Origin of the sequence: Streptomyces sp. NPDC001137, from assembly GCF_040298885.1 — a bacterium.
Taxonomy (GTDB): domain Bacteria; phylum Actinomycetota; class Actinomycetes; order Streptomycetales; family Streptomycetaceae; genus Streptomyces.
Window position 1 is genome coordinate 20,819 of record NZ_JBEPBA010000047.1, and the last position, 23,764, is coordinate 44,582.

The window sequence follows — 23,764 nt, forward strand, 5'->3', positions numbered from 1 at the left end:
CGCCCCAGGGAGCCGCCGTGATCGAGCACATCGACCGTATGCTGCGGGACCTCCTGGTCGCCCGGGTCGACGGGCTGGCCGCCACGGCGCAGGTGCGGTTCGAGCCGCCGGACGAGAACTGGCGTACCTTCGTCGGCAACCTGTCGGGGCTCGCGCTGAACGTGTATCTGGTGGAGCTCCGGGAGAACCGGCAGCTGCGCACCAACGAACGCGCCCGCACCCAGCTCGCGGGTATCGCCCTGAGCCACCTCGCCCCGCGCCGGATCGACCTGCACTACCTGATTACCGCCTGGAGCCCGGCGACACCGAACCAGGCGGTCGAGCCGACCGTCGACGAGCACGCGCTGCTCTACCGTGCCGCCGCCGTCCTGCTCGCCGCCGAGCCGCTCACTCCCGCCGAGATCTACGGTCCCGGCAAACTCCCGGCCGGCTTTCCCCCACTGCTCGCGGACGCGACGCTGCCCACCGGCGTGCTCCCCGCCGACGGCTTCCCCAAGTACGCCGAGTTCTGGGGCACGATGGGCGGCCGCCAGCCCTGGCGCCCTGGCATCCACCTCACCGTGACCGTGCCGGTCGCCCCGGGTGCGGAGGAGCTGGGCCCGCTGGTCACCACCCAGACGATCCAGACCACCACGATCGGGCAGACGGGAGCGGCGAGCGCCGATCAGGTGATCCGGATCGGCGGGACGGTGCTGACCGCGGACGGCGCCCCGATCCCCGGCGCCTGGGTACGCGTGGAGACCACCGCAGGCGAACCGGTCCACACCACGCACACCACCCCCGAGGGCCACTTCCTCGTCGACCGCCTGCCCGCCGGCCGCTACCGCTGCCGGGCCCGCGTGACCGGCCTCGGCGAACGGATACGCGAGTTCGACGTCCCGGGCCCTGCCAGCGGCTACGACGTCATCTTTGACTGACGACCGGGCCCGCTGTATCTGCCGGGCGGCCCCGGTCTCATCTCTACAAGAACCTGGGACCCACCCGGGCTGCAGGGGGAGGTGGGACGCCATGGCCAAGCGCCTGGTGATCTGTTGCGACGGAACATGGAACCGAGCCGACCAGCCGAACAGAAGCAATGTCGCCAAGGCCGCCCAAACGGTCCGCCGGAACGCCGAGGACGGCACCGAACAGCGCGTCTACTACCACGCCGGCGTCGGCGTCAAACGCTGGGAACGGCTGCGCGGCGGAGCGTTCGGCTTCGGTCTGTCCCAGAACGTACTCGACGCCTACCGATTCCTGATCGCCAGCTACGACCCCGGTGACCAGCTCTACCTCTTCGGATTCAGCCGGGGCGCCTTCACCGCCCGCAGCCTCGCTGGACTCGTACGCAACAGCGGCATCCTGCGTCGGGAGCACGCTGACCGGATCGAGGAAGCATGGGCCCTGTACCGCCGTCGTACCGACCCACCGTCCAGCGATGCCGCACGTCTGTTCCGCGGCGCATACGCGCACGAGACGGACATCCGCTTCATCGGCGTATGGGACACGGTCGGCTCCCTCGGCATCCCCGACCTGGGCCCCCGCCTGCCCAAATGGCTGACCGCCCCGATCAATAAGCGCTGGGCCTTTCACGACACAGACCTGAGCAAGTACGTGAACGGCGCCTTCCATGCTCTGGCCATTGACGAGGAGCGCCCGCCGTTCCAGCCGGCGCTGTGGCACCAGCGGCCCGGTGCGGTCGAGCGGAAGCAGGAGCTGAGGCAGGTGTGGTTCACCGGCGTGCACGTCGACATCGGCGGCGGCTTCCCGGACACGGGCCTGTCCGACATCACCCTCCGCTGGATGGTCGACCACGCCGTCCGCTACGGCCTGGAGTTCGACGACAAGGCCCGCTTCCCCGCACGCCCCAACCCCATGGCCACGCTGCGCCCCTCCCGAGAGGGCCTGTATCGCCTGATCGCCGCCTATCACCGGCCCATCGGCCAGCTGGTCGACGCCGATACCCGGCAGCCGGACGGCCGCGAGTACCTGGCCAAGACCGCCAAAGAGCGCTACGACAACCGGGACGCCGCATATCGACCGCCCCAACTGACCCGCTATCTGGACGACTTCGGCGGCGGACACTTGGACCCGTAACCTCCCTGCTCGTCACCCCCCGCCGCTGACCGGCTGGTGACGGACCAAGCCCGGCCGGCGCCGGTCGTGCCCGCCCGGAGCGCGGCAACCGGGTCTGCCGCCTCGTCGAGTTCGATGAGGACGGTGCCGGAACAGGGGGTGCGGGACATGGCGTCGGCCCAGCCGGGCCAGTCGACGATGCCGGTGCCGAGGGCGGCCATGTAGGGCTGCTGCTGGGCGTAGACCGTTTCGTCGACGGTGAGGTCGGTGTCGATCGGCCGGACCGGGTCCTTCCAGTGGGCCAAGGCGATGCGTTGCCGGTGGCGGCGGGCGACGGCCACCGGGTCGCCTCCGCCGAGGGCGATGTGGCAGGAGTCGGGGCAAAGCAAGACGTAGCGGGGGTCGGTCAGAGCCATGAACAGGTCGATGTCTCCCTCGTACACAGGGTGCTGTTGGACCCTGTGTGCAAGGCGAGCTGCACCCCGTGCCGGGCGACGGCCTCCCCCATGTGCAAATCGCCGATCGGACGGGCGGCGCAGTGGGAGAGTCCACTACCATTCCCCACGGGGTGAGCGACGCGGCTGCCCCACGGGGGAGTTGGTCGTCATGCGACTGAAGGCCTATGGCGTTCTAACCGCACGCGTTGTCCAAGCCTGTCCAGGGGACGCCGTCAGTCGACACCGCCAGACTCATCTGACGGGTGATCACGAGACCTATTGCCGCGCCTTGACGCACGTGAAGTTGCAAGAGCGGCCGTCTGAGCTGCTGGGCCTCGTCGACGCAGTGGACGAAGGACCACCTCACCGGCCAGGCCCTCCCCGTCGAGGGTGCCCTACCCGCCGGCACGCCGGCCAGCGCAGCTCGTGGAGGCCCTTGGCACGGTCCGCGAATCGAAGAACGTCCTCCTCATCAACGCCTCGCCGGACTCGGCCCACACCGAATGGCGCGTCGTCGAGCGCCTCAGTCACGGCGGTGCCGTGCCCCGGGCCCCTCGACGCGGGCGCCTGCCTTCTCGTCCCCTCACGGATAGCACCTGACTCGGAAGCCGCACCGTGGAGACCACCCTCCTGAACACCGACGGTCAGGTGGTGCACGGCATCTCGTACGCCATCGGCTCGGCGGGACCTGAGGGCTGGTCCGTGGTGTTCTGACCACGTCTACCCGGAGGAGGCTGACATGTTCAACCGCGGCACGTCCTGGCGCTCGCGCGAACGACGTACGAGGGAGGCGATCGAGCGGGGCGACACACTACTTGCCCAGGGGGAGCTCGATGCGGCCGAAGCCGCCTACCAGCAGGCACTTGCCCTCACGCCGGACTCGGCGGAGGCCCTCTACAGCGTGGGCTGTGTGGCCTCCCACCGGCGGGACTTCACCGAGAGCCTGGAGTGGGCTCGGCGCGCGCTCCAGGCCGACGGCGGTCATCAGGGCGCCCGCGCCCTGGCAGGCAACGCCCTGCTGGCGATGGAGCGTTACGTCGAAGCCCTCGACATGCTCTCGGATGGCACGCGCGAGGACGACCTGGTCACACGCGTCCACATTGCCCTGTGCCACGAAGGACTGGGAGAACTGGCGGTCGCCGAGAACGAGTTGCGCTCGGTGCTGGAACATGATCCGGCATACGTCACACGGCACGCTGCCTTGGCGATGTACGACCAGAGCCCGTTCTGGGCCGACGTGCACGCTCACCTGGCCAGGGTGCTGAGGCTGCGTGGAGCCGACGAGGAGGCGCGCCTGCACTACCACTTGGCCAAACGTATCGACCCAACCGTCGAACTCGATCCGGGCTATCTCGAGATCATGAGCAGGGAGGATCTGGAGGACCACCCGATCGACCGGCATCTGACTGAGACATGGTTCGACGCCCTCGACCTCTCCACCTTCGGAGACCAGCAAGAACAGGCCAGGACACTGCTCCGGCTGGCCCACTCCCCGGACGCCGACACGATGGTACGCGGTGCGTGCGAGCTGAACGACCTGGAGCGCCAGAGCCTGCTGCCGATCGCCGTCACGCTCATCCACGGTGCCCAGCAGACCGGAAGCTTCAGGCTTTCCGCGGCCCTGCGTGCTGTCGTGGATGAACTCGCCGAAGGCACCGGCCGTGCCCTGTTCACTGCCGTGCACTCCGGGCCCTGGCAACGGTTGCTGGAGGTCGCCGAACTTCTGCACGCAGGCAGCCTGCGCGAAGAGGAAGCCCTGGCGACGGCATATCGTGATGACCAGCCGCTGCTGACCCCGAACCTGCTGGTGCCGCTTCTGCGCCGCTTCACCGCCATTGACGCGGCGACGGCGCTGCCACTCGCCCGGGTGGCCGCGGCGGCCCTCGACGCGAGCGCCGACCCGGTGCACGGCCTGACGGCACAGTTGCTCGTCGCGCGGACCTGGAGCCTGACGGGTGACCTGTCCGCAGCCGAGCGGACGCTGAGGGATGTCGTGAACCGGGTCGAAGAGGCTTCGGACCACGTGTCCGAGGACGGGGCGGAGTTCACACGTCACCATGCATCGGAGGGAGCGGCGCACCGGGACGTGCTGCTGGACGCTCTGTCCATGCTGGGTGGAATTCAGGCCAACCGTGGGCACCACGCACGGGCTGTCGACACCTTGCGCCGGTACGCCGAGTCCGCCGACTGTGACGGAGACTGGGAGCATCGCTTCTTCAGCAGGTACAACTTGGCGTCCGCGCTGGGCGGGAACGGTGAGATCGAAGAGGCCCATGCCGAGGCACGGCGCGCGGCCGAGGCGCTGCGGCTAGCTCCTGTCGATGCCGATGTCGCCGAGTACACCGCGAAGGTCGATGCGCTGATCGCCCTGACGGATCCGCACGGCGGTGCGGGCCAGGAGAAAGCCGACGCGCACGTGCCCGTCGCATCGATGGCCGACTCCGTTGACTCTCTGCGGAGCCGAGCACGCGAACTGCACGCACACGGTCGTACGCAAGACGCGTTGCACCTGCTGGAACAGGCTGCCGATGCCGCGCTGGGCCAAGGGCGGCGCAGTCTCGTGGGGGAGATCGAGCTGGAGTCGGGCACGATGCTCGTCGCGCTGAGCGACTTCGGTCGGGCCCGCGAGGTTCTGAAGCGGTGCCTGTTGTTGCTGCCGGAGTCGCACGCACTCTATCGGGCCCGCGCCCATCTGGAACTGGCCCGTGTGCACCAGGAGGAGAACCGCACGGACGACGCCGTCGAGGCTCTGCGGCAGGCGACGCCTGCCGCGTACCGGGCAGACGACGCATGGACCCTCGTCGAGGTGCACATGGCATGGAACGACGTCCTGAAGGAACGGGAGCCCGAAGCGGCGTTTCACCATCATGCGATCTCGCAGCGGATGCGCGGCGGCGAGGCGGCAACGGAGTCCGCTGTGCGGTCGCATTTCACCGCCCTCACCGAGCGTGCCCGTGCGGTTCACGGTGTCCATGACGACCTGACGGCCATGGCCACCGTGTACGAGATGGAGCAAGAGGTGGGCGCGCTGGACAGGGGCTCCGATCGATGTACCGCGGCCCTGGTCACCGGAGAGACGCTGCTCGCCCTCGCCCAGCCGCAATGGGCTGAGCGGCTCCTGCTGGACGCTCTGAGCCTGGCTACGTCCCTGCAGTGGCGCGATCTCGAGGCAGAGCTCGACGCACGTGAGGCGCTGGGCATGGCCTATCGGCACAGCGGACGTGCCGCCGAAGCCATCGACCAGTACCGCGCGGCCCTACGCCTGTCCGAGGAACTGTACGACGACGCCAGGGCGGCCGCACTTCACGGCTACCTGGCCATCGCCCTGCGGTACGACGACCAACTTGACGCAGCAGCGGACGCCTACCAACAGGCCATCGCCATGCTGCGCAGCTTCGGCAGGGAACGGGAGGTGGCGGTCAACCGGATGAACCTCGCCGCGACCCTCCTGTTGCTCGGCCGACGTGACCAGGCCATCCAGCTGGCCGTCACAAACCTCGACGACCTGGAAGCGCAGGGCAACGAGGACTTCGTCATGCGCACGCTCGCACTGTTGGCGACCATGTCCGCGTCGTCGGACGAGCTGTCGGCTCATGCGGCCGAGCGGCTACGTGTCGGTGCGACACGGTCCACCGATCCGGCACTGCGCGCGTGGCTGTGGACCGACCGGGCCCAGCGGCTCCTCGACGACGGCGACATCGACGGCGCCGAGCGCGAGCTGGGACGCGCCATCGATGTGCACCACGCCCACCACAACAGCGCCAACGAGGTGATGGCCCGACTCAATCGAGCGAGGCTGCTCCACGACCTGCGTCCCGACACGGCCCAGGCCGACGCCGAACAGGCATACGGCCTCGCACTCGACACAGGCCAGGACCGGCTGACGGCGGATGCGGAGACCGAGTTGCTGCGGTTGGCTCTGACACGCGGAGACACCGCCGATGTCGCGCGGTTGCTCAACACCCTTACCGAGCGGTGGACCGCACAGCGCCGGGCCCTACGGCAGGACCGCGACCGCGTCGCACTCGCCGATCAGGCGGTGCCGCTGATCAAGGGGTGTGCCGAGCATTTCCTGCGGCTTGGGGACACAGTTCGCGCGTTCGACACACTCGATCACGCCCGCGCCCTGGGGCTTACCGATCTCTTGGTCATACGACAGCGGCAGGGGCTCCCGGAAGCCGCCCGGAAGCCCCTGCCCTCGGCCACGAACACCACTCGCGCGCTGCTACGCGCCATGAGCGTCCCGGCCATGGCCGTAACGCTGGACATGATGGGCGGACGCCCCGTGCTTGGCGTTCTGCGAGCCGACGCGGCACGTCCGGAATTCCTCGACGCCGACATGACGGAGGCCGAAGTGGCCGCATTACTGGACACGTTCCGGCTGGAGATGCTCGACTACGGCGGCGACGGCCCCCAGACCTGGCCCGGTACCCTGCGCCGGCTGCTGAAGCCCGCGCTGGAGCGGATTCAGGAGGGCGAACTCGTAGTCCTCGTACCGGAAGGCGAACTTCAACAGTTGCCCCTGCACGCGGCAACGTACGCGAATGGATCGCCGCTCGTCGAGCGTGCCCCCATCGTCCACGCCCCCAGCATCGCGGCACTCGACCTGGCACTTCGCACTCCACGGCCACCTGCCGACCCACTCGCCCGGCTGGTCACCGTCGGGGTGGCCTTCCCGGACGAGGCACGGGCGGTCTCGCTCGCCTTCGGCGGACCGTGCATGTCGGGTCGGAACCTGGACAAAGAGACGGTGCGCAAGAGCGTCCAGGACGCCTGCCTCGTGCACTTTTCGTGCCACGGCTATTTCGACGCCCACGACTTCCTCGACTCCGGCCTGCTGCTGCGGACCACAGACAACCCGATGCGCGGGGACATCCTCTCACTGCGTGACCTCAACGCCTGGCGGCTGCGCGCCGATCTGGTCGTGCTCAGCGCCTGCGAGACAGGACAGGGCCGAGCCGTCCCCTCGGACTTCCTGGGCCTTGCGCGGGGTGTGCTGGCAGCCGGTGCCCGGGCCGTGTTGGCCACACTGTGGCCCGTGCGGGACTCGGTCACGCAGTCCCTCATGCTGGAGCTCTACCGAGACATGGTTCGGCAACGCGACGAGACCGGACTCATCGACGTGTCCCTGGCCTTGGCGACGGTCCAGCGCCGAGCGAGTCGGACACTGCCACCGTACGACTGGGCCGCCTTCAAACTGATTGGCTGGCCTCGCATCGAATGGAGTCAAGCGGATGAGCGCGATCCGTCCCGGTGAGGAAGAGCCTTTCGCCACGTTCGAGCTGGAACTGCTCGACAGGAGGGAGAATCGCTCCTGGCGGGCAGAGGAGATCTGGCGGACGGCACGTCACAAGACCAACCGCATCGCCCTCGGACGCCCCCTCTGGCGCACAGCCGCGGCGTCAGACGCCGATCTGTCCCTCGTGCCGGATGATCTGCGGCATCAGATAAGTGATGAAACCGGGGACACCGAACGGCTCTGGGTGCTCGGTCTCGACCTGACGCTGCTTCCTGACGAGGGGTGTCGCTTTCTCTCGGCGCAGTTGGTCCTCAGCTTCACCGGTGGGGAGGAATCGGGCGGCAATCAGCCGCTGATCCGCAGACTGAGGCCGGATGAACGACACGAACAGGAACTCGTGGTCAAGGAGCGGTCCGCGAGACTCCAGGCATCCGCGTCTCTGCCCTCGCCGGTCGTTCTCGGCACCCTGGGTGAGAGCGGCCGAACCGTCCGGACGGAGACCAGCCGGACCTTGGTGCACGTCTCCGGCTTTGGGGCGGGCACCGCCGAAGCGGGATGGCGGTTCCGACTCACGAATGCTCGTGAAATCCCCCTCAATACCACCGGCCTCGAAGCCTTCGTGATCGCCGACCGCGCCTTCCGTGGCGAGATCCTTTACTCTGTCGTCGCCCGTATCGAAATCCGGTCGACGTGGGATCGTTGGCTCACTGCCGTCTTCGTCCCGAGGGACAGCGGTGTGCTGCGTCACGCTCAGCCGTTTCCGCCGTCCGCGTGAACCGTCCTGGCACACCAGCGCGAACTCGGGACCAAGTCGAACATCCCTGAGTGGGTGTTTGGTGTTGATTCACGAGAGGCATTTCAAACGGCTTTGCCGTATTCATCAACAACACCCACAGCCTGAAATGCCTGAAAGATCCATAGTGGTGGGAATCTTCCGCACCATTGCCAGATCAGACGGAATTTAGTGCTGAGAGGCGGATCAAGCGGGCGCACGGTCGGCGCCCGGGCTGACAGGTTGCCTGGACAAGAGGTAGGGGCTCGGCGTGTCTCGGCCAGAATTCGATGTGTCTCATGAGACAGGTTCGCAGTTGGCTTCTACAACGAGACCTGGCCCCCCGACCCTACTGTGAGACATGCTGTGAGTTCTCCTGAGCGCGCCGAGCCCCCCGGGCCCGTGGCCGGGAGGTTCTCCCTCAGCACCTGTCAACGCTCAGCCATGCAGGGTGCGCGCAAAGTGACCCACCAGGGTCTTGTCGACTCCTTACCCATTGATCCACAACCATGCTGGTCGCCCGCATCGATTTCTCAGCCCCCTTGCTGCTGGCTCATCCACTCCGCGATGGCTTGCTCAAGTTCGGCGAGCTGTTCGGTCGGGCTGAATTGCAGGAGTTCGGTGCCGGCATCGACGTAGGGCCGGTGACCAGGCGGGGTGTAGAACGCATCACCGGTCTCGTACACCTCCTCGTGGTCGTCGAAGACGAAGCGCACGTGTCCGGCAAAGACGTAGCCCCAGTGAGAGCAGGGGCACTGACTCTTGGGCAGGGCTTTGAGCGGGCCATCGAGGTCGGCGTCCCCGGAGAAAGATACGAACTCGACCGTGTAACCGTCCATGTCCTCGCGCCGGTCAGTCACCGGACCGAACTGCTGTACCCGGGATGCGGTGAGTTTGGAGATCTTGGGCATATTTGAGACGAAACCATAGATGGCGCGCCCAGACCCGCTGGAAGGTCCTTCAGGGTGAATTGAGCTCAGGAGCTGTTGTCTTTTCGGACTTGAGGACTGCGTTTCCGCTGGTCGGGAGGGTCGGCGATCCCGTGGGAGTTGTGGCCTGTCGTGCTGTCCCTGCCTGGGAGGTCGTGGATGCCGTCGGTGGTTGGGCTGTTGGAACAGCGTGAGCTGGGACAGTGTTCAGGCCGAGTTGACCGTGGCCGCGGGAATGGAAGGAGTGGGCCATCGCCTGCTCGCGGGTCGGCGAGGTGCTGGCCCCGTGGACGAGAGCGGGCAGGGCCCCGCCCGGGCCGAGGACTGCGCCGGCCGCCGAGGAGCAGACCGGAAAGACGCCACAGGTGGAGGCAGCGAAGAAATGCGCCAGGCAGACGCCAGAGGGGCACATGGCAGCACAGGCGCGCCGACAGATCACGCTCACCGCCCGGTACCTCGATGCTGTCATTGAGAACGCTGATGTCCGTGCGGACCTTGTGAACCGGCAGCCGACAGATTTCCGGCACCCCTCCGGATGACTGCTGAGAGCAAAAGGCCGCTATGGCCGGGATGCGGGCCGGGGGGAGGGGTGGATGATGCCACGGATCCGAGCACCTCCAGGAAGTTCCTGTCGGAGAGCACAAGCCCGGTGTCGATAACGACTGGCTGCAAGGCGAGCAGCACGAAGGCGTTGACCGGAAGGTGCCCGATCACCAGCCAAGAAGACGGCCACGAAGAAGGCCGCCGCGAAGAAGATGGCGCGCAGACCGCGGGCGCGACTGCAAGACGAAGAAGAGTCGCTGTCGCATCTCCATGCCCCCAGGATGGTGATCGCGCCGCGGCCTACGCGTTGAGAACTCCACGTCTACGTTGTGCACCCACGGGCTGTCGACCGTGGCCGACAGCAGCTGTACGGCCCGCAGTTCCTCCACGCCGATCTCAGCGACGTCATCGGCGTGTGAGGCTTGGGCACTGGGCATCGGCCCGCCGAAGCAGTCGGAGCTGAAACGGACCCCTGAGCGGTCGTCGAAGAGGCCGACCGTGGCCGAGTTGTCGAACAGCGGACACTCAGTTGGTCGACTCGGGCGCGCAGTCACACTGCTTGATCACAACCACACACAGACTCTAGTGCCGCATCGGACACCGTTCGCCGTCGTGTGACGAGGAGTCCGGGTGCGAAGGTTGCTTGATGAGCACCGGGCGCCCCCGCGACACGCCCCGTCGATCGACTCACGCCCGTCCTCGAACGGGGCGCGTTCGGCGTTCAGGCCGCGGCGCGGAAGACGTACGCCGTCATCGGGGTGGTGACCGGCCCTGGGCCCAGACGGGCCGTCATCTCTTCGATGACAGTGGCCCGGACGGCTGGTCCGTCGCCGCGCTCCTTGACGGCCGCGCGCACCGGTGTCCCGGTGAGGTAGCCGGTGGCGAGGTCGGCGGTCGACGCGGCCCGGCCCTGAAGCGTCAGCTCCTGCTCCTCCTCGACGGCGAACCCGGCGGCCGTCAGATCGGCGACCCCGACGGCGGGGTCGGCGAAGCCGTGCGGAACCGTCGGGAAGAACCGTGGCGGATCAACCGGAAAGGCCCGCTCCAGCCCTGCCTGCAGCGCGACTTCGAAGCCGTGCGTCCCGAGCGGGCCCAGGTGTTGAACAAGAACCGGCGGCGGCCGTCGACACCGCCCCGAGGTGACGCCCCGGCGCCATGGCCAGGGCCAATCGATGGCCGGACCGGACGGTCGGGCCCGGGTCGCAGCGCACGGGCAGGGCCGGACCCTCTCATCGGCCGTGACCAAGTGGACTCGGCGTGTCCCTGCGACGGCCCGTGGGCCGGCAAAAAAAGGCCACTCCAGGGGTGTTGCGAAAGTCAACGTCGGGACGGCGGTTTCCGCCATAGCGGTGGTTTGCCGTCCTGGCCGCCGTTCTGCCTGATGGGCCGCCAGGACACTGACCGGGGCGGCCGGGGCGCCGCTGTGGAGGGCGGGAGAGGGCATGGCTGACAGCAGCATCCTGGTCGCGGTACCGGAACACCCTCGGGGGGAGGGCGCCGGGCCTCAGCAGTTACGGAAGATCCGGGACGCGATCGAGGCGGTCGGCTTCGAAGTCCGGTGGGCGGTAACGGTGGAGGACGCGGACGCAGTACTGCGCACCGAGGCTGGTCTGGCGGCGGCGCTGGTGGCCTGGGATCTTCCCAGGGCAGCCGGTGACGGGCCCGGCGCTGCGCTGGCCGCGCCGCGAGGCACACTCGCCTGGCCGGGCAGCACCCTCGACGGGACTCCGGGCGGCAGCGCTTTGCTGCGCCGGATCGGCCGCCGATTCCGGGACCTGCCGGTCTTCTTGGTGATGGCCGACGAGGGCCTGGGGGACCTGCCGCTGTGGGTGTCCGAGTCGGTCGTGGGCTATGTCTGGCCGCTGGAGGACACCCCGGGCTTCATCGCGGGCCGCATCACCACCGCCGCCCACGCCTACCGGGAATCCGTGCTACCGCCGTTCTTCCGGGCACTGCGCCGCTTCGACGACGCCCACGAATATTCCTGGCACACCCCGGCCCACTCCGGCGGTGTCGCCTTCCTCAAGTCACCGGCGGGACGCGCCTTCCACGACTACTTCGGGGAGCGGCTGCTGCGCAGCGACCTGTCGATCTCGGTAGAGGAACTGGGCTCGCTGTTCGAGCACACCGGCCCGATCGGCGAGGCGGAGCGCAACGCGGCCCGTGTGTTCGGCTCCGAACTCACCTACTTCGTGTTGCACGGCGACTCGACGTGCAATCGCCTGGTAGGCCATTTCAGCGTCATCCGCGACGAGATCGCGCTGGTGGACCGCAACTGCCACAAGTCCGTGCTGCACGGCCTGGTCGTCTCGGGTGCCCGGCCGGTCTACCTGGTCCCCACCCGTAACGGCTACGGCCTGGCGGGACCGCTGCCCCCGGCCGAGATCGCCGCGGACGCGGTGGCGGCCCGGATCGCCGCGCATCCGCTCACCGAGGGCGCGGTGTCCCCGCACCCGCAGTACGCGGTGTTCACCAACTCCACCTACGACGGCCTCAGTTACGACGCCGTAGCCACCGCTCGCGCGTTCGCCGCCAGTACGCCCCGGGTGCACTTCGACGAGGCGTGGTTCGCGTACGCCCGTTTCCACCCGCTCTATGCCGGCCGTTACGGCATGTCGGTGGATGAGGATGCCTTCCCCGGCCCGGACCGCCCGACCGTGTTCGCCACCCAGTCCACGCACAAGCTGCTGGCGGCACTGTCGCAAAGCGCGATGGTGCACATGCGATCCGCACCGCGGGCACCGGTGGACCATGACCGGTTCAACGAGGCGCTGATGATGCACGGCACCACCTCGCCCCTCTACCCGATGATCGCCTCGCTCGACGTGGCAACAGCGATGATGGACGGCCCGCAGGGCGAGTGGCTGATCGACGAGGCGGTGACCGAGGCGATCCGCTTCCGTCAGGAGATGGTGCGCCTGCGACGGCGGATCGAGAGCGCCGGGGACCGGCCGTCGTGGTTCTTCGGAGTGTGGCAGCCGGACACGGTCACCGACCCGGCGACCGGCGAACGGCTGCCGTTCGAGGAAGCCCCGCCAGATCTGCTGCGCACCGACCAGTCCTGCTGGCTGCTGGAATCCGGCGCCGACTGGCACGGTTTCCCCGGACTGACCGAGGGCCACTGCATGTTGGACCCCATCAAGGTCACGCTGACCTGTCCGGGGATCAGCGCCACCGGCGAGATGGCCGAGGAGGGCATCCCGGCCCGGGTGCTCACCGCCTATCTGGCCACCCGGAAGATTTTGGTGGAGAAGACCGACAGTTACACCACGCTGATCCTGTTCTCCATGGGCATCACCAAGGGCAAGTGGGGCACCCTGCTGGACGCCCTGACGGATTTCAAGGCCCTCTACGACGCCGACGCCCCCCTGGAGCGGGTCCTGCCGGAGGCTGTCGCCGCGCATCCCCGCCGGTACGCGGGCCTGACCCTGCGCGGGCTGTGCCAGGAGATGCACGAGCAACTGCGCTCGGTGCGCCTGGTGGAGCTTCTGGACACGGCCTTCCAGCAGCTCCCGCAGCCCGTGACGCCACCTCAGCACTGTTACCAGCGGCTGGTGCGGGGCGACACCGAGCGGGTCCGGATCTCGGAGGCGGCGGGCCGGGTGGCGGCCGCCATGGTGACGGTCACCCCGCCTGGTATCCCGGTCCTGATGCCGGGCGAGTCCATCGGCGCACCCGACGGCCCGCTGCTGCGCTATCTCACCGCCCTGGAGTCCTTCGACCGCCGCTTCCCCGGCTTCCGCAGCGAGACCCACGGCGTTACCAACGACGAGGACACGGGCGACTACCTGATCGAGTGCCTGATCCAGGGCGCGGGGCAGATGCCGGGGCACTCGCCCGGGCGTGTCGGTTAGGGTCTGGTGGGAAAGCGCTGGTCACAGCCACTCGTTGAGGACTGCGACCAGCACGGTCGGCTCGTGGCGGATGGCGAGCTTGTGGTACCTCGTGGCGACGGCCCGGTGGCGCTTGAGGCGATTGTTCCGCCACGCCACGTACGCCGTCTATCAGCTGCCGCCGAGTCCATGCCGGTGGACGGCCCGGCTTGATGCCCGGCGGCAACAACGGCTCCAACCGGGCCCACTGGCTATTCGTCAGGTCACCACGCCCCACAGAAGGTGATCATCCACGACCAAGATCTAACCCCGGCGCTCCGCTGCCGATGGCCGTGGCATGGAGGCGTGTTCGGGCCCAGATGGATGGATCGGGCGGGCCCGCTGCCATCGCCTCGACGGTCCGGGTCCCAGCTCCCGGAGGGGATCCCCGAAGCATCGTGACACGCGGCGGGGCCGGCACCGCTGTGTGCGATGCCGACCCTGGGGCTTTGGGTGTTACGGGCGGTCGAGGGTGATGGAGTTCACGGGGGTCATGTCGACCCAGTAGGCCACGCCGGGTGCCATGTCGAAGTCGCAGTTGACGCCGTTGTAGCCCTTGCAGAGGTGGGCGTGGGCGCCGCCGGTCTGGTTGTTGCAGACCCAGTGCCAGCCGTACTGGCCGCTGAGGTTGTGGGCCCCATAGCTCCAGTATGTGCTGGTTCCGACCATCAGATCACTTATGTGACAAACGCACCGAAAGATCTTGATCCACAGATCTTGACCATTCCTCCCTGGGGTCGCCGGCCGGACTGAGTGGGTCAGGCAAGGGAGCCCAGGGCGGCGTCCAGCCGGGCCGTGGCATCGGCGGCGACCGGCTCCAGGGCGGGCAGGCCGGTGAGAGTGACCATGGTCCCCGGGTCGAGGGCTTGGACAAGCGTGGTGTCGCCGTCACGGCGGACGACGACGTTGCAGGGCAGGAGCAGCCCGATGCTGCGGTCGGCGTCCAGGGCCTGGTGGGCGAGCGGTGGGTTGCAGGCGCCGAGGATCAGGTAGTCCTCCATGTCGTGGCCGAGCTTGGCCTTGAGGGTGGCCTTGACGTCGATCTCGGTGAGGATGCCGAAGCCCTGGTCGGCCAGGGCCTTGCGTACGGCGGTGACGGTGGTGTCGAAGTCGGTGTCGAGGCGGATGGTGCGGTCGTAGGACACGGGCACTCCCGAACAATGCGGAACGACTGATTCCCCTATACCCCGGCGAGTACCTGCTGGCGTCGGGCGAAGCCTTGAGTAAGGCGCTTTCCGTCCTTGAGGATACCCCCCCGGGTATAGCTGTTAGGGTAGCAGTCAGATACCCCCCGGGGTACATCGTCCGAGAGGAGTCATGAGCCGTGTTCTTCGTCGACACCCTGGAGCTCGAGAGCCTGGGCAATCGCAGTTACCTGGCCGGCGGACCCAATGCCGCGGTGGCCATAGACCCGCCGCGGGACATCGACCAGGTCATTGCCGCAGCGGCTCGCCGCGGGGTGCGCATCGCTTTCGTGGCCGAGACCCATGTGCACAACGACTACGTCACCGGCGGCCTGGAGCTGGCCCGCGTCACCGGCGCCCAGTACCTGGTGCCTGCCGGGGCGCACGTGTCGTTCGCCCGCACCCCGATCGCCGACGGCGACACCGTGACGGTCGACGAGGGCCTGGCGCTGCGCGCGATCGCCACCCCCGGGCACACCCCGCACCACACTTCCTACGCCCTGACCGAGGGCGGGCGCGGCGTGGCGGCGTTCACCGGCGGATCCCTGCTCATCGGCACCGTCGGCCGACCAGACCTGGTCGAACCGCGACTGACCGAGCAGCTGGCCCGCGCCCAGCACGCCTCCGCCCGCCGGCTGGCCGACGAACTGGACGACGAGGTGCCGGTGCTGCCCACCCACGGCTTCGGAAGCTTCTGCTCCTCGTCCCAGGCGGAGGGGGACGCGACCACGATCGGCAAGGAGCGCGAGACCAACGACGCGCTGACCCTGGACGTGGACACCTTCGTCGCCCAGATGCTCGCCGGGCTGGACGACGTGCCCGCCTACTACGTACACATGGGCCCGGCCAACGCCGCGGGCCCCGCGCCGGTCGACCTCACCCCGCCGGGGCGGGCGGACGCCGAGGAGATCGCCTCCCGGCTGGCCGCCGGTGAGTGGGTGGTGGACCTGCGCAGCCGCATGGCCTTCGCCGAGGGGCACGTGGCCGGGTCGTTCAACTTCGAGGGCGAGGGCAAGCTCGCCACCTACCTGGCCTGGCTGCTCCCGTCGGGCAAGCCCGTCACCCTGCTCGCCGACAACCCGGAGCAGATCGCCGACGCGCAGCGGGAGTTGGCGCGGGTGGGCATCGACCGCCCGGCCGCCGCCGCCACCGGCGACCCGGTCGGCTGGATCCGCGAGGGCGAGCAGCTCGCCTCGTTCCCCCGTGCGCGCTTCGCCGACCTCGCCGACGTCCGTCAGCGCGGCGACGACGTGGTCGTGCTGGACGTGCGCCGGGATGCGGAGCGTGCGGGCGGCTACATCGACGGCTCCGTCCATATCCCGATCCACGAGCTGCACGGCCGCATCGACGAGGTGCCGAACGGAGTGGTGTGGGTCCACTGCGCCGGCGGGATGCGCGCGGCGATCGCCGCCTCCCTGCTGGATGCCGCGGGCCGCGACGTGGTCGCCATCGACGACGGCTTCGACGCCGCCACCGAGGCAGGACTGACCCTCACCGGCCCCGGCCGCACCGACTGACACACACTTCCTCGCCCCCTCCCACGAAAGTGATCAAACGATGTTTGCGTTTCTCCGCCGCGGCCCCGGCCGCCTCACCCCCCAGCAGGCCCACCAGCAGACGGGCGACGGCACCGCCGTCCTGCTGGACGTACGCGAAACACCGGAGTGGAACGCAGGGCACGCGCCCGACGCACTGCACCTGCCCCTTTCCCGACTGGCGGCAGGGGCGTCGCTCCCGGCAGCCGCGCAGGGCAGGCCGGTGGTCATGATCTGCCGCTCCGGTCACCGCTCCCAGCAGGCTGCCAAGCTGCTGGCCGGACGCGGCGTTCAGGTCACGGACGTCACCGGCGGCATGAGCGCCTGGGCGCGTGCGGGGCTGCCGGTCATCGGTCCGGGCGGCAGCCACGGTGTCATAGCGTGAGTGCTCTGATCCTGGCCCTGATCGCCGGGGCGGTGGTCGGGCTCGCGCTCGGCGCGCTCGGCGGGGGCGGGAGTGTCCTGGCCGTCCCGGCGCTGATCTACCTGCTCGGCTTCACACCGGCCGCCGCGACAACCGCCAGCCTGATCATTGTCACGGCCACCTCGCTCACCGCCCTGTACGCCCACGCTCGCACCGGCAACGTCCGCTGGAAAGCCGGCGCTCTGTTCGCCGCGGCGGGACTCCTGCCCGCGGCCGCAGCTGGAGCCGCCGCATCCCGCCTGCCCCAGCCGGTACTGACCGCCGCATTCGCGGCCATCGCCGCACTCGCCGCCGTCAAGATGCTGCGCCCCAGCCGCACCGCCACCGGCCGGGCAGCCGGCGAGGCACGGCCCGCCAAGGCCGCCGGAACCGGCGTGGGGCTGGGCGCGCTGACCGGGCTGCTCGGGGTCGGCGGAGGTTTCCTCGCCGTCCCGGCCCTGGTCACCGTGCTGGCATTCGAGATGCAGGCCGCCGTAGGCACCAGCCTGCTGGTCATCTCGGCTAACGCGCTGGCTTCCCTGGTCACCCGCGGCGCCACCACCTCCGGCGTCAACTGGGCGGTCATCGGCCCCTTCACCGGGGCGGCGATCCTGGGCGCCTGGGACGGCAAACGCCTGGCCGCCAACGTCACCGGCACCCTGCTGCAACGAACCTTCGCCGTCGTACTACTGGCGGTGGCCGCCTTCATGCTCATCGACGCCCTCGCCTGAGGAGTCAGACGGATGATCGGCGTCGCGTCACCACGGCTCAGGCCAGAGACAGGAACAGCTTCTCCAGCCGGGTACGCATCTGCTCCCGGTCGCCGGAGGCGGCCATGTCGGCGTCGGTCAGGCAGTGCTGCAGACCGGTGGCGATGATCGCGAAACCGGCCTTGTCCAGAGCCCGCGACGCCGCGGCGAGCTGGGTGACCACGTCCTCGCAGTCCCGCCCCTCCTCGATCATCTTGATGACACCGGCGATCTGGCCCTGCGCCCTGCGCAGCCGGTTGACCACTGTCTTCAGTTCCTCGGCCGCCATCGCCAGTTCCACAACCCACGCTCCTTCGAGATACCCCCTTGGGTATCCTACCGAAGGGGTAACCCGAACCAAGCAAAGGGAAATTCCGTGGCCCCCACCACTGCCCTCACCGCCGATCAGGCCAACGTCCGCCTGCACGAGCTGACCGTCATCGACGTGCGCACCCGCGGCGAATACGCCTCCGGCCACCTGCCCGGAGCCCACAACATCCCCCTCGACCGCCTCGATGCCGCGCTGCCCGCCCTGAAGACCGCCGCAGACCGTGGCGACCTACTCATCGTGTGCGCCTCCGGCGCCCGCTCCGCCCAAGCCTGCCGACGCCTGGCCGACCAGGGCATCACCGCCGCCACCCTCACCGGCGGTACCACTGCCTGGACGCAGCTCGGCCACGACACCCACCGCCCGGCCGGCACCCGCACCCCCTGGCCCATGGACCGCCAAGTCCGCCTCGCCGCCGGATCCCTCGTCCTGACCGGCCTGATCGCCGGTCAATGCTGGAATACGGCCCGCTGGCTCTCCGCGGGCGTCGCCGGCGGCCTGGTCTTCTCTGCCCTCACCAACACCTGTGGCATGGCCAAGATCCTGGCCAAGCTCCCCCACAACCAGCCCAGGGCCACCGACCTGGACGACACCCTCGCCGCCCTGACCGGCCGACCTCGCGGCCGCAAAGCGGGTGACGCTCCGGTCCACTGATGAGGCGACGGGGGACGCTGATCCCGGCACCGCCGGAAGGAGGCAGCCCACGGCACCTACAACGGCCTCCTCGGACATCATGTGTTCGTCGCCACCTATGACAACACCGGCGAACAGCTGGCTGCGACCTTGCACCCCGGCAACGTCAGCGCCAACGACGCCGAGGTGAACCGGCGCGGTCCAGCGGCCGGAGCGGACGAGCGCGCCAAGGACCCCGGCCCGTTCGCATGTCCCGGGGGTCGTGCGGCCAAACACCCGCCAACTGCGTGTGGGGCCCTCAGGAGGCCGGTGAGACCCTAGGCGCCGGCAGCCGCCTGCCGTATGTGACGGGCTATCAGAGCATAGGTCTCGCGGGCCCGTTGGTCGTCCGAACCGTCGTACCCGTGGTCGACTCCCGGCACATCCCGGTGCTCCACCAGCGCCCCCGCCGTCCTGAGCCGGTCGGCATAGCGCACACCCTCCATCTTGAGCAGGTCGAGCTCGGCCGTGATGACCACCGCCGGTGCGATCCCCTTCAGGTCGGCCGTGTCCGACGGGTGCGCGGGTGACACCAGCCGGTCGGCACGCATCGCCGGGTCGGGAACGTACGAGGTGTCGAAGACGTCGGCCATCCAGGGCCGCAGCACCGGCCTGGCGGCGGCACTGTGCTTCTCGCGGGCGTTCGTCACCAGGTCCAGCGGCGGATAGTGCAGGACCTGGAGGGCGATCGGCGGTCCGCCCTCCTCCAGTGCCTGCCGAGCCACGGCCGCCGCGAGGCCGCCCCCGGCGCTCTGTCCGCCGACGGTGAGCCGGGAAGCGTCCCAGCCGTGCTCCGCTCCGTTTTCGGCGACCCATCGCACGACCTCGTACGCCTGCCGGGGCGGCGCTGGGAACGGATGCTGCGGCGCGACGGCGTAGTCGACGTTGATGACGACCACGCCCGCCTCGGCGGCGAGGAAGCGGCACAGGGGATCGTCGGTCTCGGTGAGCGCGACGACGTACCCGCCGCCGTGGAAGTTGACGTGGACCGGCGGCGCGACTCCCTCTGCCGCAGGGCGGTAGACCGTGGCGCGGGCCGGGGCCGTCGACGTCGGGATGGTCAACTCGTCGACGTTCCGCGGGTATTCGGGGAACCTGGCGTGTGAGGCGGCGGCGGATCCGGGCCCGCTGGGACGCCGGTCGGCCAGCCGGGTCAGGCGCTGCATCGTTCGGGCGGCTACGGCGGCCACCGCCGGCCGGGCCAACAGGGACATACCGGCTCCCTTCGAGGACATGCTTGACGTCACCAACCATCAGGATTCCTGGTGATTGATGGAGGGGAAGGTAGCACGCCGAAGGGTGCGGCAGGCGATCAGAGGCGGGTGCCGCGTTCGGAGCGGGTGGTGGTGGGTGTCGCTGGAAGCCGAACTGGTGTGGGGTGCGGGCGGACTTGGTGGACGCGGAAGAGGTACTCAGGCGCCGAGTGATCGGTCTGGAGCAGTATCTGGAGGCACTGGCCGAGGAGGAAGCGCCTGTGGTGGTGGCTGTCGGGGCGTCGCGGAGGAAGCCGGTAGGGCCGCGACGCGCGGTGCCTCACCGGGAGAAGGCGGTCGGTGTCGAGGACCTGTCGGTGGACCACCAGGCGTTGATGGCCGCCGCCCTGGATGCGGGAGCCGATGTAGCCCTAACTGTCGAACCACTCGGCGAAGGCGGCTGGTTCACCGCCCGGAGCCGGGCATGCATGTCAATGGGCCTGTCGGATCCTTGGCTGCACTTCCCGTGACGTGCATACGTCCAGGACGCGGCACGTGCCGCATGTGATGCCCGGCCCCGGACCACGACCGGCGCATCGCACGCACGAGACTCGGCAGTCATGAGGCAGCCGTTCCCGCGATCGCCGCAGCCTTTGCGCCTGGAGGGGGCGCCTACTGGCTCAGGTGGCGCAGTTCGTTGTCGTAGAGCTCGGTCGGGTCGAGTCCCATGCCGGTGAAGTGGCCTGCCAGTTCTAGGGACAGGATGCCGTGCAGGCGCGTCCAGAAGAGCAAGGCGCGGCGCAGGGCGGCCGGGGGCGCGGGGTGGTCTGCCGCCCATTGCCGGTGCTGGGCGAGGTGGGCCTCCAGGCGGGTGTCGGGGTGGCCGTCGTCCACGGTGACGACGGTCTTGCCGGTCGGATGGGCGGCGTCGAGGAGGGCTTGCATGATCTCGGATGCGATCGCGGTGATGTCGTCGGGTGCGTGGTAGCCGGGGACCGGCGTGCCGTAGATGAGGAAGTAGCGCTGGGGGTCGTCAAGTGCCCACGCGCGCAGCGCGCGTCCCAGTCCCGCCAGGTCCGCGCCCGAGGCGGCAGCGGTGCGGACGGTGTCGGCAAGGCTGCGGTAGGCGTCCCGGATCAGTTCGGTGATCAGCGCGTCTCGGCTGGCGAAGTACCGGTAGAGCGCGGGCCCGCTCATGCCCATCTGCTTGGCGATGGCGTTCAGGGAGAGCCCCGGCGCCCCGGCGGCAGCGATCTGCTCCCAGGCGCGCTCCTTGATCTCGGCCCGTAGCTGGGCGCGGTAGCGGTCGCGCGGTGTCTCCCTGCCCGCGACGGTCATGTGCTCATCCCTTCTCGCGTGTGATCACCGGCTTCCGGGGATCCGTCGCCCGGCGCACGTTCTGAGTTAGACCCTATTACGAACGCTCTTGACTGTCACTCCGCGGCGGAGTTATAACTTCTAACGAAAGTACCAGCTACTAACTGTGCTGGTCGGATCGATGGAGGTCGCCATGAACGCTGCAGAGATGGTCGAGGTCGTGCTGCCGGGCAAGGTCGAGCCGGAGGGACTGCAGATGCGCCGCGGGCACGTCCCGACCGCCGGTCCGGGCCAGGTCGTCGTCCGAATGGAGGCCACCGGCGTGTCCTTCGCCGAGCAGCAGATGCGCCGCGGCCGCTACTACGACCAGCCGCCCTTCCCGTTCGTCCCCGGTTACGACCTGGTCGGCACCGTCATGGCGACGGGCGACGGCGTCGCTCCCGGCCTGGTGGGCACCCGGGTGGCCGCGCTGCTCAAGGTCGGAGGCTGGGCCAGCCACGTGGTTGTCGACGCCGCCGACGCGGTGCCGGTCCCGGACGGGGTCGGCGCGGCGGAGGCGGAGACCGTGGTGGTCAACGGCATCACGGCGTGGCAGATGCTGCACCGCAAGGCCCGGGTCCGCGCCGGGCAGACCGTCCTGGTGCACGGCGCCAACGGGGGAGTCGGCTCGGTCTTGGTCCAACTCGCCCAGGCCGTGGGCGCGAAGGTGATCGGCACCGCTTCAGCGCGCCACCACGCGGCCCTACGGGAACGGGGGGTGACCCCGATCGACTACCGCACCGAGAACATCCCGGCCCGCGTTCGCGAGCTGGCGCCGGACGGAGTGGACGCGGTCTTCGACCACGTCGGAGGCCGCAGCGTCGTCGACTCCTGGCACCTTCTCGCGCCTGGCGGCACGCTCGTCTCCTACGGCAGCGCCTCGACCCGGGACGATGAGGGCTCCAAGCAGTGGCCCGTGCTCAAGCTGCTCGGCCGCGTCTGGGTGTGGAACGCCCTGCCCAACCGCCGCCGCGCTTACTTCTTCAACGTCTGGGCCGGCCGGGCCCTCAGCCCCGGCCGCTTCCGGGCCCGGCTGCACGCCGACCTCACCGAGGTGTTTGCTGCGCTGCAGCGCGGTGAGATCACTGCCCAGATCGCCGCCGAGCTGCCACTCACCCGGGCCGCCGAGGCAATGCGGCTGGCCGAGTCCGGCACCGTCGCCGGAAAGGTCGTGCTGCACGCCTGACGCCGCACCCAGAATCCGGCGGGAATGCAGTGCGGCACGTTGCGGGTGTTCTGGTCGACTAGTAGTGCTTCGTTAGGTTCTGGTTCTGCTAGCGGTGAGGGGGCGGCCGCAGGTGGTGCAGGTGCCGTCCCAGCACCGCAGCAGGTCCTGCAGCGTGTCGAGGACCTGGTAGAGGCTCAGGCTGTCGTGCGGGCTTTTGGGTCGTAGCGCCGCAGGGTGAGGAAGGCCTGGGCGGCGGTGACGAGGGTGACGTGGTGGTGCCAGCCGCGCCAGGTGCGGCCCTCGAAATGGTCCAGGCCCAGGCCGTGTTTGAGTTCGCGGTAGTCGTGCTCGATGCGCCAGCGCATCTTCGCGAAGCGCACCAGATCGGCGATGGGAGTGGAGGCGGGCAGGTTGGACATCCAGAAGCCGGTGGGCTCGTCGGCGTCTGCAGGCTGTTCCACCAGCAGCGTCCGCAGCGGCAGCACCCCGTCCCAGCGGCCGCGTCCACCGGCCTGTTCCTGCGCGGTGCGGGTGGCTTCCTTGCCCGAGGGCCGCACCTGGAGCACCGCAAAGCGTGAGGTCATCGGCCCTTTGCTGCCCTGGCGCCAGGTGACGGTCTCGAAGCGGGCGTCCGGATCGATGAGCTGGTGCAGGGGGCGGGCCGGCTCGCGGTAGCGGGGCAGTGTGGGCGGCCCCAGGCCCTGGTAGGGCGGCCAATACGGGAGGGCATTGGCCGGGCGGGCGATCTCCTTGGGCTCGACGGCCATGAGGTAGGACCAGCCGCGTTCCTCCAGGGCCAGGCGGAAGGCGACACTGCGGCCGTAGCCGGCATCGGCCACGAGCACCGGCACCGAACCCAGCCAGCCCGCCAGCCTCTCCAAAAGCCCCAACGCCAGACGGGCCTTGGTCACATGCCCGACCTCCTCGGGCACGCCCGCGGCCGTGCGGCGCGGGAGGTCGTGGGCCCATTCCTCGGGCAGGAACAGCTCCCATTCCAGCGGGCAGGAAGCAAGATCGGTGGCCGCGTGCACGCTGACGGCGACCTGGCAGTTGGCCCGCTTGCCCAGCGCCCCGCAGTATTGCCGGGCCACCCCGACCGAGGCCCGCCCGCACTTGGGAAACGAGACGTCGTCGATGACCCACACCTCGGGCCTGACCACCTCGACCAGCCGCTCGGCGATCCGCCGCCGCACCGGCTCCCACGGCCACGGCGACTGGTTGACGAACTGCTGCATGAACCGTTCCGGGTTCGGTAGGGACTCGATCGTTTGAGAGGATCGAGTTATGGCACGCCCTTCCCAGTACCCGCTTGAGCTGCGCCGTCGTGCG

At 69.2% G+C, this 23,764-nt stretch carries 20 protein-coding genes and 1 pseudogene; 11 read left to right on the top strand and 10 right to left on the bottom strand.

The annotated features are described in order from the left end of the window. Positions 1-17: 17 nt before the first annotated feature. Positions 18-917 (top strand): Pvc16 family protein, encoded by a 900-nt coding sequence (locus ABT254_RS45360; protein ID WP_351483586.1) that lies wholly within the window; start codon positions 18-20, stop codon positions 915-917. 91 nt (positions 918-1,008) lie between these two features. Beyond that, on the top strand, positions 1,009-2,076 hold the full coding sequence (locus ABT254_RS45365) for a T6SS phospholipase effector Tle1-like catalytic domain-containing protein (RefSeq protein ID WP_351483587.1): 1,068 nt from the start codon (positions 1,009-1,011) through the stop codon (positions 2,074-2,076). Here the strand turns inward: ABT254_RS45365 and ABT254_RS45370 are convergent. Continuing rightward, positions 2,037-2,471 (bottom strand): sugar phosphate isomerase/epimerase family protein, encoded by a 435-nt coding sequence (locus ABT254_RS45370; RefSeq protein WP_351483588.1) that lies wholly within the window; start codon positions 2,469-2,471, stop codon positions 2,037-2,039. The two genes, ABT254_RS45365 and ABT254_RS45370, sit on opposite strands and share 40 nt — an antisense overlap. A gap of 760 nt (positions 2,472-3,231) precedes the next feature. Here ABT254_RS45370 and ABT254_RS45375 point away from each other — a divergent pair. After that, positions 3,232-7,749, top strand: a complete 4,518-nt coding sequence (locus tag ABT254_RS45375) for a CHAT domain-containing protein (RefSeq protein WP_351483589.1) — start codon at positions 3,232-3,234, stop codon at positions 7,747-7,749. Continuing rightward, positions 7,727-8,506, top strand: coding sequence for a hypothetical protein (locus ABT254_RS45380; RefSeq protein ID WP_351483590.1), 780 nt, complete (start codon positions 7,727-7,729; stop codon positions 8,504-8,506). Before ABT254_RS45375 ends, ABT254_RS45380 begins: the two co-directional genes overlap by 23 nt. A 530-nt stretch (positions 8,507-9,036) precedes the next feature. On the opposite strand, the gene ABT254_RS45385 is transcribed toward ABT254_RS45380, so the two are convergent. Together ABT254_RS45385 and ABT254_RS45390 are read right to left on the bottom strand one after the other, a co-directional pair. Next, positions 9,037-9,414, bottom strand: coding sequence for a cupin domain-containing protein (locus tag ABT254_RS45385; RefSeq protein WP_351483591.1), 378 nt, complete (start codon positions 9,412-9,414; stop codon positions 9,037-9,039). A gap of 1,282 nt (positions 9,415-10,696) precedes the next feature. Further along, on the bottom strand, positions 10,697-11,221 hold the full coding sequence (locus ABT254_RS45390; protein ID WP_351483592.1) for a hypothetical protein: 525 nt from the start codon (positions 11,219-11,221) through the stop codon (positions 10,697-10,699). Positions 11,222-11,417: 196 nt separating this feature from the next. On the opposite strand from ABT254_RS45390, the gene ABT254_RS45395 reads away from it, so the two are divergent. Beyond that, positions 11,418-13,829: an Orn/Lys/Arg family decarboxylase gene (locus ABT254_RS45395; protein ID WP_351483593.1), complete on the top strand. Its 2,412-nt coding sequence runs from the start codon at positions 11,418-11,420 to the stop codon at positions 13,827-13,829. Positions 13,830-13,850: 21 nt separating this feature from the next. On the opposite strand, the pseudogene ABT254_RS46650 reads toward ABT254_RS45395, so the two are convergent. From ABT254_RS46650 to ABT254_RS45410, 3 genes and pseudogenes are all read right to left on the bottom strand, one after another. After that, positions 13,851-13,952 (bottom strand): annotated as a pseudogene (locus ABT254_RS46650) (IS5 family transposase); the annotation flags it as partial. 351 nt (positions 13,953-14,303) lie between these two features. Continuing rightward, positions 14,304-14,516: a hypothetical protein gene (locus ABT254_RS45405; RefSeq protein ID WP_351483594.1), complete on the bottom strand. Its 213-nt coding sequence runs from the start codon at positions 14,514-14,516 to the stop codon at positions 14,304-14,306. Positions 14,517-14,605: 89 nt separating this feature from the next. After that, the gene (locus ABT254_RS45410; RefSeq protein ID WP_351483595.1) at positions 14,606-14,992 is read right to left on the bottom strand and encodes a DUF302 domain-containing protein; all 387 of its coding nucleotides are present in this window, start codon (positions 14,990-14,992) and stop codon (positions 14,606-14,608) included. A 179-nt stretch (positions 14,993-15,171) separates the two neighbouring features. Between ABT254_RS45410 and ABT254_RS45415 the strand changes: the two genes are divergently transcribed. From ABT254_RS45415 to ABT254_RS45425, 3 genes are read left to right on the top strand one after another with little or no spacing between them, the layout of a single operon-like run. After that, complete coding sequence (locus ABT254_RS45415) at positions 15,172-16,548, top strand: rhodanese-like domain-containing protein (protein ID WP_351483596.1); 1,377 nt, start codon at positions 15,172-15,174, stop codon at positions 16,546-16,548. 40 nt (positions 16,549-16,588) lie between these two features. Beyond that, the gene (locus ABT254_RS45420) at positions 16,589-16,951 is read left to right on the top strand and encodes a rhodanese-like domain-containing protein (RefSeq protein ID WP_351483597.1); all 363 of its coding nucleotides are present in this window, start codon (positions 16,589-16,591) and stop codon (positions 16,949-16,951) included. After that, a complete protein-coding gene (locus tag ABT254_RS45425; protein WP_351483598.1) occupies positions 16,948-17,700 on the top strand; it encodes a sulfite exporter TauE/SafE family protein in 753 nt (250 codons plus the stop codon). Before ABT254_RS45420 ends, ABT254_RS45425 begins: the two co-directional genes overlap by 4 nt. 37 nt (positions 17,701-17,737) lie before the next feature. Here ABT254_RS45425 and ABT254_RS45430 read toward each other — a convergent pair whose 3' ends face one another. Continuing rightward, a complete protein-coding gene (locus ABT254_RS45430; RefSeq protein WP_010358257.1) occupies positions 17,738-18,019 on the bottom strand; it encodes a metal-sensitive transcriptional regulator in 282 nt (93 codons plus the stop codon). A gap of 75 nt (positions 18,020-18,094) precedes the next feature. Here ABT254_RS45430 and ABT254_RS45435 point away from each other — a divergent pair, with 75 nt between their 5' ends. Continuing rightward, positions 18,095-18,700 carry a rhodanese-like domain-containing protein gene (locus tag ABT254_RS45435; protein WP_351483599.1) on the top strand — a complete coding sequence of 202 codons (606 nt, stop codon included), beginning with the start codon at positions 18,095-18,097 and terminating at the stop codon, positions 18,698-18,700. Between the two features lie 296 nt (positions 18,701-18,996). On the opposite strand, the gene ABT254_RS45440 is transcribed toward ABT254_RS45435, so the two are convergent. Next, the gene (locus ABT254_RS45440; protein WP_351483600.1) at positions 18,997-19,932 is read right to left on the bottom strand and encodes an alpha/beta hydrolase; all 936 of its coding nucleotides are present in this window, start codon (positions 19,930-19,932) and stop codon (positions 18,997-18,999) included. Positions 19,933-20,141: 209 nt separating this feature from the next. On the opposite strand from ABT254_RS45440, the gene ABT254_RS45445 reads away from it, so the two are divergent. Then, a complete protein-coding gene (locus tag ABT254_RS45445) occupies positions 20,142-20,441 on the top strand; it encodes a hypothetical protein (protein ID WP_502972150.1) in 300 nt (99 codons plus the stop codon). Positions 20,442-20,583: 142 nt separating this feature from the next. Here ABT254_RS45445 and ABT254_RS45450 read toward each other — a convergent pair whose 3' ends face one another. After that, positions 20,584-21,249 carry a TetR/AcrR family transcriptional regulator gene (locus ABT254_RS45450; RefSeq protein WP_351483601.1) on the bottom strand — a complete coding sequence of 222 codons (666 nt, stop codon included), beginning with the start codon at positions 21,247-21,249 and terminating at the stop codon, positions 20,584-20,586. A 172-nt stretch (positions 21,250-21,421) separates the two neighbouring features. On the opposite strand from ABT254_RS45450, the gene ABT254_RS45455 reads away from it, so the two are divergent. After that, positions 21,422-22,453, top strand: a complete 1,032-nt coding sequence (locus tag ABT254_RS45455; RefSeq protein ID WP_351483602.1) for a medium chain dehydrogenase/reductase family protein — start codon at positions 21,422-21,424, stop codon at positions 22,451-22,453. 176 nt (positions 22,454-22,629) lie between these two features. Here ABT254_RS45455 and ABT254_RS45460 read toward each other — a convergent pair. Continuing rightward, positions 22,630-23,764: IS701 family transposase (locus tag ABT254_RS45460; RefSeq protein ID WP_502972151.1), on the bottom strand; the 1,135-nt coding region annotated here is incomplete at its 5' end.